Source organism: Pantoea sp. MQR6 (assembly GCF_022761075.1).
GTDB classification, from domain to species: Bacteria; Pseudomonadota; Gammaproteobacteria; order Enterobacterales; family Enterobacteriaceae; genus Pantoea; species Pantoea phytostimulans.
The window spans coordinates 1-16,327 of record NZ_JAKYXB010000006.1 but is presented as its reverse complement, the minus strand read 5'-3'; the positions used below and the strand labels follow the sequence as shown (position 1 = coordinate 16,327).

Below are 16,327 nucleotides of genomic sequence, written 5' to 3'. Positions count from 1 at the left end.
GACTATGGTGATGACCTTAACGCCCCTAATCACTGCCGGACTTGAGAGTGCACTGAACCGTGTGCTGTATCGCGACCGCGGCCTGAAAGCTGCGCGCCAACGTTTGGCAGGTAAAGTACTGACGCTGCGTTTGAGCGAATTTTCCAATCCTTTAGTGCTGGTGTTCAGCGAGCAACAGCTGGATGTGTTGGGTGATTGGCAGGATGTCAGCGATTGCACGGTGATCACCCAGCTAAAAACATTGCCGAAACTGCGCGATCGTCAACAGCTCACCAGCCTGATCCGCAGCGGTGAACTGGAGGTTGAAGGCGACTTGCAGGTGGTGCAGCAATTTTCTGCACTTATGGATCTGGCTGAGCTGGATCCCGCCGAATATTTGGCACCCTGGATCGGTGATATCGCGGCCCAAGGCATTAGCCAAGGCGCACAGCGTGCTTTGCGTTTTGTAAAAGGTGAAGTGCAACGGCGCCAAGATTATTTAGGTCAGGCGATTACTGAAGAGTGGCGCGTTGCACCCGGCGCGCTGGAGTTAGCCTGGTTTTCCGAAGAGGTAGACGCGATGGAACGTTCGCTTGATGCGCTCACTGCGCGTTTAGCGCAGCTGGAGGCGAAATGAGTTTTGGTGAGATCCGCCGCTTGTATTTCATTATCAAGGTTTTTTTAACTTACGGCCTTGATGAATTAATCCCTCAAATGCGCATTACCCTTCCGCTTCGTCTGTGGCGTCGCTGCGTTTTCTGGATTCCCAATAAGCACGTTGAAGAGCCGATTGGTGCGCGTTTGCGTATGGCCATGGAGCAGCTTGGGCCAGTGTGGATTAAATTTGGCCAGATGCTATCAACGCGTCGCGATCTATTCCCGCCAATGATTGCTGACCAACTGGCTATTTTGCAGGACCGTGTTGCGCCTTTTGATGGCGTCAAAGCGAAAGCGCAGATTGAAGCCTCGATGGGTGCACCGATTGAAACCTGGTTTGATGATTTTGAGATCAAACCGCTGGCGTCGGCCTCGATAGCGCAAGTTCACACCGCGACGCTGAAATCCAATGGTAAGAAAATCGTTATCAAGGTGATCCGCCCAGACATCCTGCCTGTGATCAAAGCAGATATGCAGCTGATCTATCGCTTAGCGCGTTGGGTGCCGCGCTTGCTGCCAGATGGTCGCCGTTTGCGCCCGCTTGAAGTGGTGCGTGATTATGAAAAAACCTTGATTGATGAATTGAATTTGCTGCGTGAAGCGGCGAATGCTATTCAGCTGCGTCGTAACTTTGAAGATAGCCGCATGCTGTATGTGCCTGAGATTTATTCAGACTACTGCAGCGAAACAATGCTGGTGATGGAGCGCATTTATGGCATCCCTATCTCAGATGTAGTGACGCTTGAACAACACGGCGTGAACATGAAATTGCTCGCCGAGCGCGGCGTTCAGGTGTTCTTCACGCAGGTTTTTCGCGACAGTTTTTTCCATGCAGACATGCATCCCGGCAATATCTTCGTGAGCTACGATCATCCAGAAGATCCGCAATATATCGGCATCGACTGCGGCATTGTGGGCTCGCTTAACAAAGAAGATAAACGCTATTTAGCTGAAAATTTCATCGCCTTTTTTAACCGTGATTACAAAAAGGTCGCTGAATTACACGTCGACTCTGGTTGGGTTCCGCCAGATACGAATGTTGAAGATTTTGAATTTGCTATCCGTACCGTCTGCGAACCGATTTTTGAGAAGCCGCTGGCTGAGATTTCTTTTGGTCACGTGCTGCTGAATCTGTTTAATACGGCACGCCGCTTCAATATGGAAGTACAGCCGCAGCTGGTTTTGCTGCAAAAAACGCTACTCTATGTAGAAGGGATTGGACGTCAGCTCTATCCGCAACTGGATTTGTGGAAGACGGCAAAACCTTTCCTTGAAGACTGGATCAAGGATCAGATCGGTATCCCGGCAATCATTCGTGCGGTGAAAGAGAAAGCGCCATTCTGGGCAGAAAAATTGCCTGAACTGCCGGAACTGTTTTACGACAGCATGCGTCAGCATAAGCTTTTGCGGCATAGCGTCGATAAGTTAGTGGTCGATCTCAATGCGCAGCGTACCCGCCATCATCAGGCGAAGTATCTGTTTGGCGTCGGTGCCACGCTGTTGTTAAGCGGCACGGCGGTACTCTTGAGTCGACCGGAATGGGACTTCTTTCCTGCCGTGTTAATGGCAGCGGGGATTGTCTCTTGGTTAATTGGCTGGCGTAAGACAAACTGATTGTCACTTCAGCACAAAACGCGGTAATGTCGCTGGCTCAGGCCTGAATTTATACAGGCTCTCTGTGGTGCATTATTCAACAGTTTTTCACAGAATATTAGAGGCTATCCCATGGGCGGTATCAGTATTTGGCAATTGTTAATTATTGCCGTGATTGTTGTACTTCTTTTCGGTACCAATAAATTACGCAATCTGGGTTCGGATTTGGGCTCCTCAATTCGTGGCTTCAAAAAAGCCATGGGTGATGAGGACAACAAAAAGGATCACCCGAACGAGCAGGACGCTGACTTCAACGCCAAAACGCTGGCGGACAAACAGCAAACCTCGGCTAACAAAGAAGAAGCCAAGAACGACAAGCAGGTGTAAACCGTGTTCGATATTGGTTTTAGTGAACTGGTATTGGTGTTCGTTATCGGGCTGATTGTTCTCGGCCCGCAACGTTTACCGGTTGCGGTGAAAACCGTAGTCGGCTGGATCAGGGCGATACGTTCGCTGGCAGCCAATGTGCAAAACGAGCTGGCGCAAGAGCTGAAACTGCAAGAGTTGCAAGACAGCCTGAAGAAGGTCGAAGAAGCGGGCCGCGGCACGCTTTCGCCTGAGCTAAAAGACTCAATGGAAGAGCTGCGTAAAACGGCGGATTCGATGAAGCGCTCCTATCAACAGAGCATTGATATCGAAAAAGAGGAAGACGAAGCGAACACCATTCATGCTCCGCAGCAGAAACCTGTCGAGTCAGCGCAGGTTTCTCATCCTGTGACGCCGGCGACAGCGGAAGGCCAGGCCAGCGCGCCTGCCCAGGCTCCCGGTAGCGTCGAAGCCACGCCAGCGGTGAAACTTGAAAAGTCAGCCACCGCCCACAGCACAGCAACAACCTCTTCTGCAAGTGATGAACGATAATGGCCGTTGAAGATACCCAACCGCTCATCAGCCATCTGATTGAGCTGCGCAAGCGCCTGCTGAACTGTATCATCGCCGTTTTGGTGATCTTCCTGGCGCTGATTTACTTTGCTAACGATATCTATCATCTGGTTGCCTCGCCGCTGATTAGTCAGATGCCGGCCGGCGCTAGCATGATCGCAACGGATGTCGCATCACCGTTTTTTACTCCGATAAAGCTGACTATTATTGTGTCGGTATTTTTCGCAGTGCCGGTGATTCTGTATCAGGTTTGGGCCTTTATAGCGCCAGCGTTATATCGTCATGAACGCAAGCTGGTCATGCCGCTGCTGTTCTCCAGTACGCTGCTGTTTTATATCGGTGTAGCTTTTGCCTACTTCATTGTGTTTCCGCTGGCCTTTGGCTTTTTTGCCAAAACGGCACCGCAGGGCGTTACCATCGCGACCGATATCACCAACTATCTCGATTTCGTCATGACGTTATTTATGGCGTTTGGTGTAGCGTTTGAGGTGCCGGTAGCGATTGTGCTGCTTTGCTGGACTGGTATCACTAATCCAGATGATTTAAGAAAAAAACGCCCTTATATTTTGGTGGGTGCCTTTGTCGTTGGCATGCTGCTGACGCCGCCGGACGTTTTTTCCCAAACTTTGCTCGCTATTCCGATGTACTGCCTGTTTGAAGTCGGCGTATTCTTCTCACGTTACTATGTGGGGAAAGGCCGCCGAGAGCAGGATGAGGAACAGAACACCGAATCCTGATGTCTCTATTAAGAGCGCCCCGCATCGGCGGGATAAAGTTGAATCCAAACCGCCTTCTGGGCGGTTTTTGTTTATATCTCTCTTACAAATGGGAAAAAGTATGTTTGATATCGGTGTAAACCTGACCAGCACGCAATTCGCCTCCGACCGGGAAAAGGTGGTTAAACGCGCGCGCGAAGCGGGCGTCACCGGCATGCTGATTACCGGCACCAATGCGCTGGAAAGCCAGCAAGCGCAGCGGCTTGCGGCGGGCCAGCCAAACTTCTGCTGGTCTACGGCAGGCGTACATCCGCATCATGCCAGCGAATGGTCAGCTGAAATCGCCAGCTCAATACGCCGTTTGGCGGAAAAACCCGAAGTGGTGGCGATTGGTGAATGCGGGCTCGACTTCAATCGCAATTTATCGGCGCATCAACAGCAGGAATATGCTTTTGATGCTCAGTTGGCTTTAGCGGCGGAATTGAATATGCCGGTTTTCCTGCACTGCCGTGAAGCGCACGATCGCTTCGTTGCGGTACTGGAGCCTTGGTTGCCTAAACTGCCCGGCGCGGTGTTGCACTGTTTTACCGGCACGCGTGACGAACTGGAGGCTTGCCTGAGTTTAGGCTTGTCGGTAGGCATTACTGGTTGGGTATGCGATGAGCGTCGAGGACTGGAACTGCGTGAGATGCTGCCGTTGATTCCAGCGGATCGTCTGCTGCTGGAAACCGACTCGCCTTATTTGTTGCCGCGTGATATGCGGCCACGTCCGACTTCCCGTCGCAATGAGCCCTGTTTTTTACCGCATATTGTTCAACAGGTTGCTACCTGGCGAGGAGAGGATGTTAAGGCGTTGACTGCGCGCGTCGATCACAATGCGCGAACGCTATTCCGTCTGCTTTAAGCCTTGCGAAACTGCTTGTTATCTACGCTACGCATGACCTGCTTGTTGAGCAGGTTTAGCAGCAATATAGAACGCGTTTCTCCATCTGGTTCCGCAAAAATAGCGCGCAGACCTTCAAAAGTGCCTTCGATGATGATGACTTCGTCACCGATTTGCGGCGTCTCTGGGTCGAGCAAAATTTGCGGTGCATCGGTTTGCAGCGCTTCGATAACAGCAGAGGGGACGGTTGCGGGTGTTGTGCCAAAACGCACAAAGTGGCTGACGCCGCGTGTGCTGCTAATGGTCGTAGTATGAATGGCTTCTGGATCAAATTCGATAAACAGATAGTTAGGGAACAGCGGTTCACTTACTGTAGTGCGTTTGCCGCGCACAATTTTTTCCAGCGCGATCATCGGGCTGAGGCAATTGACTTCTTGCCGCTCCAGGTGTTCCTTAGCGCGCAAGAGCTGTCCACGTTTGCAATAAAGTAAGTACCAGGATTCCATAACTGCTCCCATCGAATGGACGCTAAGAATACCAAACCTGCTGCCAGAGTTATAGCGCATCGAAACGCTGAAAGGGGTGAGACGCTAAAATAAACTGAGACTTTTCCTAACATGCGGAATGGCTTCAGAAAAGCGGATTGGAAATTGACGTCCCGCTATCCTCTGTATCAGACTCGATGCCCATTACCTATGCGAAAAGGATCACCTGATGGAACTGTTTCTGTTGAGCAATGGCAAGTTAGCGGATGATGCACCGCTGTTAGGTTATGCGCAGCCTCAGCTGCACGCGATGATTGCCCAGCGCGGCATCACTTCTGCTGTGCTTATTCCCTATGCGATTATTCGCGGCGACCAGCAACAGCGTGCCGTCGATCTTAGCGTTTCGCTGGGAATTTCAGTGCGCTCTATCCAGGATTTTTCATCCGCTGTTGAGGCGATTGAACAGGCAGAACTGATTCTGGTCAGTGGCGGAAACACCTGGTTTTTGAATCAGATGCTGCATGAAAAAGGGCTGGTTGTGCCGATTCAGCGCGCAGTCCGTGAGCGTAACGTGCCTTACGTCGGTTGGAGCGCGGGTTGTAACGTGGCGACACCGTCGATCCGCACCACCAATGACATGCCAGTTCGCAGCACTGTGGTGTTGCCTGCACTAGGTTTGTTCCCGGTTCAAATCAATCCTCATTATATTGACGCACACGTCAGCGGTCACATGGGTGAAACGCGCGATGAGCGGCTGGCAGAGTTCTGCGCCGTTAATCCTGATGAATCCGTAATAGCGCTGCGTGAAGGCAGTTTTCTGCACGTCAGCGAAGATCGTCTCAATTACTTCAGCGTGCGTGATGAAGATTTTAAACTGTTCCGTCACAACCAGCCGATTCAGCGTTGTTACGATGTCAGCGCACTGCAATCGCTGGTTCCTTTTCGCTGCGATTAAGGTTGTCGCATAAACCTCAACATACCAAGATATTCGGCCTTATAATGGCCGCTTCACTCTGGCCGGAAAGCTAAAGCCGCATGAAATATCATGATTTAAGAGATTTCCTCGCGCTGTTAGAGCAGCGTGGTGAATTAAAGCGCATCACCCAAGAGATCGATCCCATACTGGAAATGACGGAGGTTGCCGACCGTACCTTACGTGCTGGCGGGCCTGCATTGTTGTTTGAAAACCCAAAAGGGTATGACATGCCGGTACTGTGCAACCTGTTTGGCACACCAAAACGTGTGGCGATGGGCATGGGACAGGAAGAGGTGAGCGCCCTGCGTGAAGTTGGCAAATTGCTGGCATTTTTAAAAGAACCTGAGCCGCCTAAAGGGTTCCGCGATCTGTTCGACAAGATGCCGCAGTTCAAACAAGTGCTGAACATGCCGACTAAACGTCTGCGCAATGCGCCTTGTCAGGAAGTGGTGTTCAGCGGTGATGAAGTGGATTTATCGCGTATCCCGGTAATGAAATGTTGGCCTGGTGATGCCGCGCCGCTTATTACCTGGGGGTTAACCGTAACGCGTGGCCCTCATAAAGAGCGTCAAAATCTGGGCATTTATCGCCAGCAGGTCATCGGCAAAAATCGGTTGATCATGCGCTGGCTTTCGCATCGCGGTGGCGCACTCGACTTTCAGGAGTGGAGCAAAGCGCATCCGGGTGAGCGCTTTCCGGTTTCTGTCGCGCTGGGTGCGGATCCTGCTACCATCCTTGGTGCAGTGACACCGGTGCCAGATACGTTGTCTGAATATGCCTTTGCCGGCTTACTTCGTGGCAATAAGACCGAAGTCGTGAAATGCCTCTCCAACGATCTTGAAGTTCCGGCCAGCGCGGAAATCGTTTTGGAAGGCTATATCGAACCTGGCGACATGGCACCTGAAGGCCCTTACGGCGACCACACTGGCTACTACAATGAAGTAGACAGTTTCCCGGTATTTACCGTGACGCATATAACGCAGCGTCATCAAGCGATCTATCATTCAACCTATACCGGACGCCCACCAGATGAACCTGCGGTTTTAGGTGTGGCGTTGAATGAAGTACTGGTACCGATCCTTATCAAGCAGTTCCCGGAGATTGTTGATTTCTATTTACCGCCTGAAGGCTGCTCATATCGCCTGGCAGTAGTCACGATCAAAAAACAGTACGCGGGACATGCTAAACGGGTAATGTTTGGCGTCTGGTCATTCCTACGGCAGTTCATGTACACCAAATTTGTTATTGTGTGTGACGACGACGTTAATGCGCGTGACTGGAACGATGTGATTTGGGCGATTACAACCCGTATGGACCCCGCGCGTGATACGGTATTAGTTGAGAATACGCCGATCGATTACCTCGATTTCGCCTCACCGGTTTCCGGTTTGGGATCGAAAATGGGACTTGATGCGACCAACAAATGGCCGGGTGAAACGCAGCGTGAATGGGGAACGCCCATTGAGAAAGATCCTGCGGTCACGGCGCGCATTGACGCCATCTGGGATGAGTTAGGTATTTTCGATCAGCCGCCACAACGCTGACGGCGAGCACAACCATAAAGACGACCCGACAGAGGGAACGCATGACAACGTTAAGCTGTAAAGTAACTTCAGTTGAAGCGATTACCGACACGGTGTATCGCGTTCGTCTGATTCCAGAAGCGGATTTTAATTTTCGCGCGGGACAGTATTTGATGGTGGTGATGGACGAACGCGATAAGCGCCCGTTTTCGCTGGCATCGACGCCGATGGAAAAAGAAATTATTGAGCTGCATATCGGGGCTTCCGACCTGAACCTGTATGCAATGGCCGTGATGGATCGTATTCGTGACGATCGCCAAATTACTGTGGATATTCCGCATGGTGATGCCTGGCTGCGTGAAGAGAGTACTAAGCCGGTAATTTTGATCGCAGGTGGAACAGGCTTCTCTTATGCGCGTTCTATTCTGCTTACCGCACTGGCGCAGCAGCCGAACCGCGATATTGCCATTTACTGGGGCGGCCGTGAGTTGAAACACTTGTACGATTTGGAAGAGCTCAATGCGCTGTCAGTTAAGCATCCTAATCTCAAAGTGATCCCGGTCGTTGAACAGCCAGAACAGGGCTGGCAAGGTCGATCCGGCACGGTGCTTACCGCAGTAATGCAGGATTTCAGTACGCTGAGCGAGCATGAAATTTATATTGCCGGCCGTTTTGAGATGGCGAAAATTGCCCGCGATCGCTTCTGTGCCGAACGCGGCGCGGTTGAAGCACAAATGTACGGTGATGCTTTCGCCTTCATTTGATAACGCATTGGCAAACAGAAAAAACCCGCCTCTGACAGGCGGGTAAAAACAGCCAGGTTGAGACTCAACGTATTAAAGACGTTCGAATACGGTAGCGATGCCCTGACCTAAGCCGATGCACATTGTTGCAAGGCCAAATTGGGCATCGCGTCGTTCCATGATGTTCAGTAATGTGGTGCTGATACGTGCGCCTGAACAACCCAGCGGATGTCCGAGTGCAATAGCGCCGCCATTCAAATTGATTTTGTCATCCATCTGCTCCAACAATCCCAAATCTTTAATGCACGGCAGCGTTTGCGCTGCAAATGCTTCATTCAACTCAAAAATATCGATATCGCTGATGCTTAGCCCGGCGCGTTTTAATGCCAACTTGCTGGCAGGAACCGGACCATAACCCATGATAGAAGGATCGCAACCCACCACCGCCATGCTTCTTATGCGTGCACGTGGCGTCAGGCCCAGTTCACGCGCGCGGCTTTCGCTCATCACCAACATGGCCGCTGCGCCATCTGATAATGCAGATGATGTGCCTGCTGTGACGGTACCATTTACCGGATCGAACGCCGGTTTCAGTGCTGCCAGCCCTTCAAGACTGGTCTCTTCACGAATCACTTCATCAAAGTCATAGCGCTTCAAGACACCATCAACATCGTGGCCGTAAGTAGCGACAATCTCGCGCTGAAAATCGCCACGTTGTGTGGCTTGCCATGCGCGCTGATGTGAGCGTAGCGCGAAAGCATCTTGCTGCTCACGGCTGATGTGATGCATGTGTGCCAGCATTTCGGCAGTTAATCCCATCATACCTGCGGCTTTCGCCACCGTGCGGCCTAATCCGGGATGAAAATCTACGCCGTGGCTCATGGGCACATGCCCCATATGCTCAACGCCGCCAATCAGGCAACTGTGGGCATCGCCAACCATAATGGTGCGTGCCGCATCGTGTAATGCCTGCATAGAAGAACCGCATAAACGATTGACGGTTGTTGCCGGCACGCGGTGCGGAATCTCTGCCAACAGCGCCGCATTACGAGCAATATTAAAACCTTGCTCCAGCGTTTGTTGAACGCAGCCCCAGATAATGTCATCCAGTGTAGAGGCATTTACCGCGGGATTGCGACTCAGCAATTCACGCATCAGGTGTGCCGAAAGATCCTCGGCGCGTATATGGCGGAACGCGCCGCCTTTCGAGCGGCCCATTGGTGTACGCACCGCATCAATAATCACCACATTTTCCATATTCTTTACCTCAGGCGCTTTTCAGCGCAGCTTCATCAATGGGTTTGGCGGCGGGGTACCAGCTTTCATGCTGGTGAGCTTTCTGCAGCAGCAACGCGGGCAGCTCGTAGAGAGCACCGAGCGAGGTATAACGTTTCGCTTGATCAACCACATTGCTATTGCCCAGCGTATCGAGATAGCGCAACGCGCCACCACGGAATGGTGGGAAGCCCAAGCCATAAACCAAGGCCATGTCCGCTTCGGCAGGTGAGGCGACAATCTGTTCTTCCAGGCAGCGCACCACTTCGTTCAGCATCGGCAGCATCATGCGGTTAAGAATCTCTTCATCCGTAAACTCGCGTTTCGGCTGGCAAACCTGTTGCAGCAGCGTATCCACTTCCGCATCTGCCACTTTTTTCAGCTTTCCTTTCTTATCTTCTTCCCAATGCCAGAAACCTTTGCCGTTCTTTTGGCCGTAACGATTGGCATCAAACAGGGCATCGATGGCATCGCGATAATTTTTCTTCATGCGCTGTGGAAAACCATCGGCCATGACGCTTTGCGCATGATGTGCAGTATCAATGCCGACCACATCCAGCAGCCACGCTGGGCCCATCGGCCAACCGAACTGTTTTTCCATGACTTTATCAATGTGACGGAAGTCCGCTCCATCGCGTAGCAGCAAGCTAAAAGCGGCGAAGTAGGGGAACAATACGCGGTTGACGAAAAAACCGGGGCAATCATTTACCACAATCGGCGTTTTACCCATTTTGCTGGCCCAGGCCACCACTTTACCGATCGTCGCTTCGCTGGTTTTCTCACCACGCACGACTTCAACCAGTGGCATACGCGGCACGGGATTAAAGAAGTGCATCCCGCAGAAATTCTCGGGACGTTGCAGCGCTTGTGCCAGTTGGCTGATAGGGATGGTGGAGGTGTTTGAGGCCAGAATGGCGTCCTGACGCAAATGAAGTTCGGTTTCAGCCAGTACCTTAGCTTTAACCAGCGGATTTTCTACCACGGCTTCCACCACGATATCGGCCTGCTCAAAGCCAGAGTAATCCAATGTCGGTTGGATGGTAGCAATGACGCTCGCCAGTTTGCTGCCATCAATTCTTCCGCGCTCCAGCAGCTTATTAAGCAACTTGCTGGCTTCATTCATGCCAAGTGTTAGCGCCTGCGGATTGATGTCTTTCATTTTAACCGGCACGCCTTTCCACGCTGACTGGTAGCTAATGCCGCCACCCATAATGCCAGCGCCCAGAACCGCAGCCTGTGATGGCGTACCGCTTTCACTACTGCGTTTTTTTGCCAACGCTTTGACATATTGATCGTTAAGGAAGATACCGACTAAAGCACGAGCTTCATCCGATTGCGCCAGCGGTACAAACGCAGCCGTTTCCAGCTTTAGCGCATCGTTACGATCCAGCGCAGCAGCGGCTTCAATGGTTTTAACTGCAGTCAGCGGTGCAGGATAATGTTTTCCGGCAGTTTGCATCACCATGCTTTTGGCAATAGTGAAACTCATCGCTGCTTCAATCGGGCTGAGTTTCAAGGGGGCCAGCTTTGGCGCGCGGCGTTGACGCCAGCTATTATTCACCGCAGCCTCTTTGACCATAGTGATTGCAGCCTGGCGCAGCTTGTCGCTTTCAACCACCGCGTCCACTAAACCGAGTTTTAGTGCGCTCAAACCATCAACATCTTTACCTGCCGCAATAATTTCTAAGGCGCTGTCGGCACCGAGCAAGCGGGGTAAACGTACGCTACCGCCAAAACCTGGCATGATGCCCAGTTTGGTTTCGGGTAAGCCAATACGTGCGGTGGGCGTGGCGACACGGAGATCGGTGGCCAGAATACATTCACAGCCGCCACCTAAGGCATAACCGTCAATAGCGGCAATGGTTGGAACCGGTAAATCCTCGAGTCGATTAAATATGCTGTTTGCAAAAGTTAGCCACTGGCTGAGCTTTTCGGTCGGCGCATCAAATAGTGACAGAAATTCCGTGATATCTGCGCCCACAATAAACGCTGGTTTTGCCGAGCTCAGCACCAGACCACGTAAAGTTGGTTGCTGTTCCAGTACGGCGATGGCTTCGCCCAAACTTGCCACCGTTTTTGTGTCGAGTTTATTTACCGAACCGGGTGCATCAAAAACCAGCTCGGCGATGCCGTCGTCCAGCCAGTGAAGAGAAAGATTTGCGCCTTGGTAGAGCATGTGCGTCTCCTGAAACCACGAAAGGTGATCTGGTCATACCAGATGATCGTGAGTGTGGAAGTGATGTTAATTTTTTGCAAACGGCTCTTCAGGTATTTGCTAACAAGATCACAACCTCCCGGAACACGGCATCCACTTTGCGGCTGTGCTAAACTGCGGCGATTTCGCGACTCTGGAGAAACGGCCATGGATTCACTGAAAACCCTGTATCACGCGCATATCGCTACGTTGCAAAAACGGGCACAGCAGGTGCTGGCGCACAATAAGCTTGATGCAATGCTGATTCACTCCGGCGAATTGCTGACGGTATTTCTGGATGATCACAGTTATCCCTTCAAAGTGAATCCACAGTTCAAAGCCTGGGTTCCTGTCACTCAAGTTCCTAACTGTTGGCTTTGGATTGATGGCGTAAATAAACCCAAGCTCTGGTTTTATTCTCCGGTTGATTACTGGCACAACGTCGAGCCGCTGCCGAACAGTTTTTGGACTGATGACGTTGAAGTTATTGGTCTGAAAAAAGCGGATGAGATTGGACAACTGCTGCCCGCGCAGCGCGATAACGTTGCGTATATCGGCCCGGTTATTGAGCGAGCTGGGCAGTTGGGTATTTCTTCGGGCAATGTGAACCCTAAAGCGGTGATCGATTTCCTGCATTATCATCGCAGCATCAAAACCGAATATGAGTTGGCCTGCATGCGTCAGGCGCAAAAAGTGGCGATTGCGGGGCATCGTGCGGCAAAAGAAGCCTTTTCTGCTGGTCTCAGCGAGTTTGACATCAATCAGTCTTACCTGACGGCAACGGGCCATCGCGATACCGATGTGCCTTACGGTAATATTATCGCCTTAAATGAACATGCTGCGGTGTTGCATTACACCAAGTTGGATCATCAACCACCGGCGAAACGCCACAGCTTTCTGATTGATGCTGGCGCTGAATATCTTGGTTACGCTGCTGATCTAACCCGTAGCTATGCAGCGCAAAGCGGATCGCTCTATGCCAGCTTGGTAGAAGCGATGAATGCAGAAGAACTGGCGCTGATTGCTACTTTGAAAGCAGGTGTGCGTTATACCGACTACCATCTGCAAATGCACCAGCGTATTGCCAAACTGCTGCTGAAGTTCGATTTAGTTCAGGGGCTCAGTGAAGAAGCGCTGGTGGCTGAAGATATTACTGGGCCATTTATGCCGCACGGCTTGGGCCATCCGCTGGGATTACAGGTGCATGATGTGGCTGGTTTTATGCAGGATGATCACGGCACTCATCTTGCAGCACCTTCACAATATCCTTATCTCCGTTGTACTCGCGTGCTGGAGCCGGGCATGGTGATCACTATTGAGCCGGGTTTCTATATCATTGACTCTCTGCTTGCTTCGTTGCGTGCCGGTAAGTTTAGCCAGCACATTAACTGGCAAGCCATTGATGCGCTGAAGCCGTTTGGGGGCGTGCGCATCGAAGATAATGTAGTGATTCATGCCAATCGTATTGAAAACATGACGCGCGATTTGAATCTTGCCTGATGAACGCCTTCGACATTCCCGCTGACGCGGTAAACGTCAGTGAGGAGACGATTAAAAAAAGCCGCTTTATTACTCTGTTAGCTCATACCGACGGGGTAGAAGCGGCACGTGCCTTTGTTCAGCAGGTCAGAAATGAACATCCCGGTGCGCGTCATCATTGTTGGGCTTGGGTTGCTGGTGCTCCCAATGACTCGCAGCAGCTGGGTTTCTCCGATGATGGCGAGCCTTCCGGAACGGCGGGTAAACCGATGCTGGCACAGCTGATGGGTGCAAACATCGGTGAAATTACTGCCGTCGTGGTGCGCTATTACGGCGGCATTATGTTGGGTACTGGTGGATTAGTAAAAGCCTATGGCGGCGGCGTACAGCAAGGTTTGAAACAGCTGACGCGCACCCTAAAGGTGCCAATGAAACTCTTTTCGCTTCAGTGTGATTACGCACAACTCAGTGATATTGAACGTCTGTTGCTTCGCTTTGAGGGCAAGATCGCAGAGAGTCATTATCAAGATCGCATTTCCCTGACGCTGGCCTTACCTTATGGACAAATTGATGGATTCAGACAAAATCTGTCAGACTTTAGTCGAGGCGCGTTGACGCTTTTCTCGCTCACACCTTGATCTGTTTACTCTCTTTTTAAAGGAACGGCTGAATGCATTTTCGCGCCATTACCCGCATTGTCGGTCTGCTGGTGATCCTCTTTTCGGTCACGATGATCTTGCCAGGTTTGGTCGCGCTGATCTATCGCGACGGTGCCGGTCGTGCTTTTAGTCAGACGTTTATGATGGCATTAGTTATTGGTTCACTGCTGTGGTGGCCAAACCGCAAACAGAAGACCGAGCTAAAACCACGAGAAGGGTTTCTTATTGTGGTGCTGTTTTGGACGGTGCTGGGCAGCGTGGGTGCGATGCCGTTCATTTTTGCCGAGCAACCCCATCTTTCTATTACTGATGCGTTCTTTGAATCCTTCTCTGGATTGACCACTACCGGCGCAACCACGCTGGTGGGATTAGATTCTCTTCCTAAAGCGATTCTCTTCTATCGCCAAATGCTGCAATGGCTCGGCGGGATGGGAATCATTGTTTTAGCCGTGGCGATTCTGCCTATTTTGGGCGTGGGCGGAATGCAGTTATATCGTGCTGAAATGCCCGGTCCGCTGAAAGATAACAAAATGCGGCCACGTATCGCTGAAACGGCCAAAACGTTGTGGTTAATCTATGTGTTATTAACTATTGCCTGCGCAATCGCGCTTTGGCTGGCGGGTATGCCCGTATTTGATGCTATAGGCCACAGTTTTTCGACCATCGCTATCGGCGGCTTTTCTACTCATGATGCCAGCCTCGGTTACTTTAATAGTGGAACTATCAACACTATCGTGGCGGTATTTTTGCTGATCTCAGGCTGTAATTATGGTTTGCACTTTTCACTGTTAAGTGGACGCAACTTACGTGTTTACTGGCGTGACCCTGAATTTCGCATGTTTATTGGTGTGCAGCTCACGCTGGTTATGATTTGTACGCTGGTGCTGTGGTTTCATAATGTTTATGCCAGCGGCTGGCAAACGTTGAACCAGGCTTTCTTTCAGGTCGTTTCTATGGCGACAACCGCTGGCTTTACTACTGATAGCATTGCGCGGTGGCCACTGTTTTTACCAGTGCTGCTGCTTTGCTCTGCTTTTATCGGTGGCTGTGCGGGCTCAACGGGCGGTGGGTTAAAGGTCATTCGTATCCTGTTGCTGTGTAAGCAGGGCAATCGCGAATTGAAGCGTCTCGTCCATCCCAATGCGGTTTATACCATCAAGCTAGGTAACCGCGCGTTGCCGGAACGTATTCTTGAAGCGGTTTGGGGATTCTTTTCTGCGTATGCGCTGGTGTTCCTGATCAGCATGCTAGCAATTATCGCCACAGGCGTAGACGACTTCTCAGCATTTGCGGCAGTCGCCGCAACGCTGAATAATCTAGGCCCGGGCTTGGGGGTGGTGGCAGATAACTTCACCTCAATGAATGATGTGGCTAAATGGATTTTGATCTCCACGATGCTGTTTGGTCGTCTCGAAGTATTCACGCTGTTGGTGCTGTTTACGCCAACTTTCTGGCGTGAGTAATAAATAAGGATACTAACAATGAAAGCACTGATTCTTTTTTCCAGCCGCGATGGGCAAACGCAACTCATCGCTTCTTCTATAGCGAAAGAGCTGGAAGGGAAGCAGGCATGCGATGTGCTGAATATTTTGGATACGACCAATGTGGAATGGACACAGTATGATCGCGTGCTGATTGGGGCCTCAATTCGCTATGGGCATTTTCATCCGGCAGTAGCAGAGTTTGTTAAGCGCCATCAGCGTGAACTACAGCAACGTTCCAGTGGCTTCTTCTCCGTAAACCTAACTGCGCGCAAACCAGAGAAACGCTCGCCTGAAACAAATGCGTATACCGCTAAGTTTCTTAATCAGTCTCCTTGGCAACCAGATTGCTGTGCTGTGTTTGCTGGCGCGTTACGTTATCCGCGTTATCGCTGGTTCGATCGCATTATGATTCAGCTTATTATGCGAATGACCGGTGGCGAAACTGATTCAAGTAAAGAAGTTGAATACACTGACTGGCAACAAGTGACGCGTTTCGCCCAAGAATTTGCACGTTTACCAGGCAAGACGAGTTAAAAAAACACGATTTGTTGAAAATTAAATCGAACGATAATTTATTTGAAATAAACTCTTGTCAGCCCGGAAGAACTCCCTATAATGCGCCTCCACTGACACGGCAAACCGGCAACGGGATGGCGGTTCAGGAGACGCAGGAAACTGCGTCGCCGGAGAAAACTTCTGAAAAAGGGGTTGACTCTGAAGGAGAGAAGCGTAATATACGCCA

Annotated in this window: 16 protein-coding genes and 1 pseudogene; 14 read left to right on the top strand and 3 right to left on the bottom strand. The window is 51.1% G+C overall.

The window, feature by feature from the left end; genetic code table 11:
* Window positions 1-10 precede the first annotated feature (10 nt).
* The 6 genes from MUG06_RS19055 to tatD all read left to right on the top strand — a co-directional run bounded on the left by MUG06_RS19055 (window position 11) and on the right by tatD (window position 4,788).
* Complete coding sequence (locus MUG06_RS19055) at window positions 11-616, top strand: SCP2 domain-containing protein (RefSeq protein ID WP_243079698.1); 606 nt, start codon at window positions 11-13, stop codon at window positions 614-616.
* Window positions 613-2,250, top strand: a complete 1,638-nt coding sequence (gene ubiB, locus MUG06_RS19050) for a ubiquinone biosynthesis regulatory protein kinase UbiB (protein WP_243079697.1) — start codon at window positions 613-615, stop codon at window positions 2,248-2,250. The genes MUG06_RS19055 and ubiB overlap by 4 nt, the downstream gene beginning before the upstream one ends.
* Before the next feature lie 111 nt (window positions 2,251-2,361).
* On the top strand, window positions 2,362-2,616 hold the full coding sequence (gene tatA, locus MUG06_RS19045; RefSeq protein ID WP_215847963.1) for a Sec-independent protein translocase subunit TatA: 255 nt from the start codon (window positions 2,362-2,364) through the stop codon (window positions 2,614-2,616).
* 3 nt (window positions 2,617-2,619) lie between these two features.
* Window positions 2,620-3,147 carry a Sec-independent protein translocase protein TatB gene (gene tatB / locus MUG06_RS19040; protein WP_215847962.1) on the top strand — a complete coding sequence of 176 codons (528 nt, stop codon included), beginning with the start codon at window positions 2,620-2,622 and terminating at the stop codon, window positions 3,145-3,147.
* Window positions 3,147-3,905, top strand: a complete 759-nt coding sequence (tatC, locus tag MUG06_RS19035; protein ID WP_243079696.1) for a Sec-independent protein translocase subunit TatC — start codon at window positions 3,147-3,149, stop codon at window positions 3,903-3,905. The genes tatB and tatC overlap by 1 nt, the downstream gene beginning before the upstream one ends.
* A 100-nt stretch (window positions 3,906-4,005) precedes the next feature.
* Entirely contained in the window at window positions 4,006-4,788 is a 783-nt protein-coding gene (tatD, locus tag MUG06_RS19030; protein ID WP_243079695.1) for a 3'-5' ssDNA/RNA exonuclease TatD, read from the top strand.
* On the opposite strand, the gene rfaH is transcribed toward tatD, so the two are convergent.
* Entirely contained in the window at window positions 4,785-5,273 is a 489-nt protein-coding gene (rfaH, locus tag MUG06_RS19025) for a transcription/translation regulatory transformer protein RfaH (protein ID WP_215847959.1), read from the bottom strand. The two genes, tatD and rfaH, sit on opposite strands and share 4 nt — an antisense overlap.
* 208 nt (window positions 5,274-5,481) lie before the next feature.
* On the opposite strand from rfaH, the gene pepE reads away from it, so the two are divergent.
* The 3 genes from pepE to fre all read left to right on the top strand — a co-directional run bounded on the left by pepE (window position 5,482) and on the right by fre (window position 8,515).
* A complete protein-coding gene (gene pepE / locus MUG06_RS19020) occupies window positions 5,482-6,207 on the top strand; it encodes a dipeptidase PepE (RefSeq protein ID WP_215847958.1) in 726 nt (241 codons plus the stop codon).
* 80 nt (window positions 6,208-6,287) lie between these two features.
* A complete protein-coding gene (gene ubiD / locus MUG06_RS19015) occupies window positions 6,288-7,772 on the top strand; it encodes a 4-hydroxy-3-polyprenylbenzoate decarboxylase (RefSeq protein ID WP_215847957.1) in 1,485 nt (494 codons plus the stop codon).
* Between the two features lie 41 nt (window positions 7,773-7,813).
* Window positions 7,814-8,515, top strand: a complete 702-nt coding sequence (gene fre, locus MUG06_RS19010) for an NAD(P)H-flavin reductase (protein ID WP_215847956.1) — start codon at window positions 7,814-7,816, stop codon at window positions 8,513-8,515.
* A 72-nt stretch (window positions 8,516-8,587) separates the two neighbouring features.
* On the opposite strand, the gene fadA is transcribed toward fre, so the two are convergent.
* Together fadA and fadB are read right to left on the bottom strand one after the other, a co-directional pair.
* A complete protein-coding gene (fadA, locus tag MUG06_RS19005) occupies window positions 8,588-9,751 on the bottom strand; it encodes an acetyl-CoA C-acyltransferase FadA (RefSeq protein ID WP_243079694.1) in 1,164 nt (387 codons plus the stop codon).
* Between the two features lie 10 nt (window positions 9,752-9,761).
* Window positions 9,762-11,945: a fatty acid oxidation complex subunit alpha FadB gene (gene fadB, locus MUG06_RS19000; RefSeq protein WP_243079693.1), complete on the bottom strand. Its 2,184-nt coding sequence runs from the start codon at window positions 11,943-11,945 to the stop codon at window positions 9,762-9,764.
* 186 nt (window positions 11,946-12,131) lie between these two features.
* On the opposite strand from fadB, the gene pepQ reads away from it, so the two are divergent.
* The 5 genes and pseudogenes from pepQ to MUG06_RS18975 form a co-directional block, all read left to right on the top strand.
* Window positions 12,132-13,463, top strand: a complete 1,332-nt coding sequence (gene pepQ, locus MUG06_RS18995; protein WP_243079692.1) for a Xaa-Pro dipeptidase — start codon at window positions 12,132-12,134, stop codon at window positions 13,461-13,463.
* Window positions 13,463-14,080 carry an IMPACT family protein gene (locus tag MUG06_RS18990; RefSeq protein ID WP_243079691.1) on the top strand — a complete coding sequence of 206 codons (618 nt, stop codon included), beginning with the start codon at window positions 13,463-13,465 and terminating at the stop codon, window positions 14,078-14,080. The genes pepQ and MUG06_RS18990 overlap by 1 nt, the downstream gene beginning before the upstream one ends.
* Window positions 14,081-14,112: 32 nt before the next feature.
* Window positions 14,113-15,564: a Trk system potassium transporter TrkH gene (gene trkH, locus MUG06_RS18985; RefSeq protein WP_215847952.1), complete on the top strand. Its 1,452-nt coding sequence runs from the start codon at window positions 14,113-14,115 to the stop codon at window positions 15,562-15,564.
* A gap of 18 nt (window positions 15,565-15,582) precedes the next feature.
* A complete protein-coding gene (hemG, locus tag MUG06_RS18980) occupies window positions 15,583-16,119 on the top strand; it encodes a menaquinone-dependent protoporphyrinogen IX dehydrogenase (RefSeq protein WP_243079690.1) in 537 nt (178 codons plus the stop codon).
* Window positions 16,120-16,130: 11 nt separating this feature from the next.
* Window positions 16,131-16,327, top strand: a pseudogene (locus MUG06_RS18975) (hypothetical protein); the annotation flags it as partial.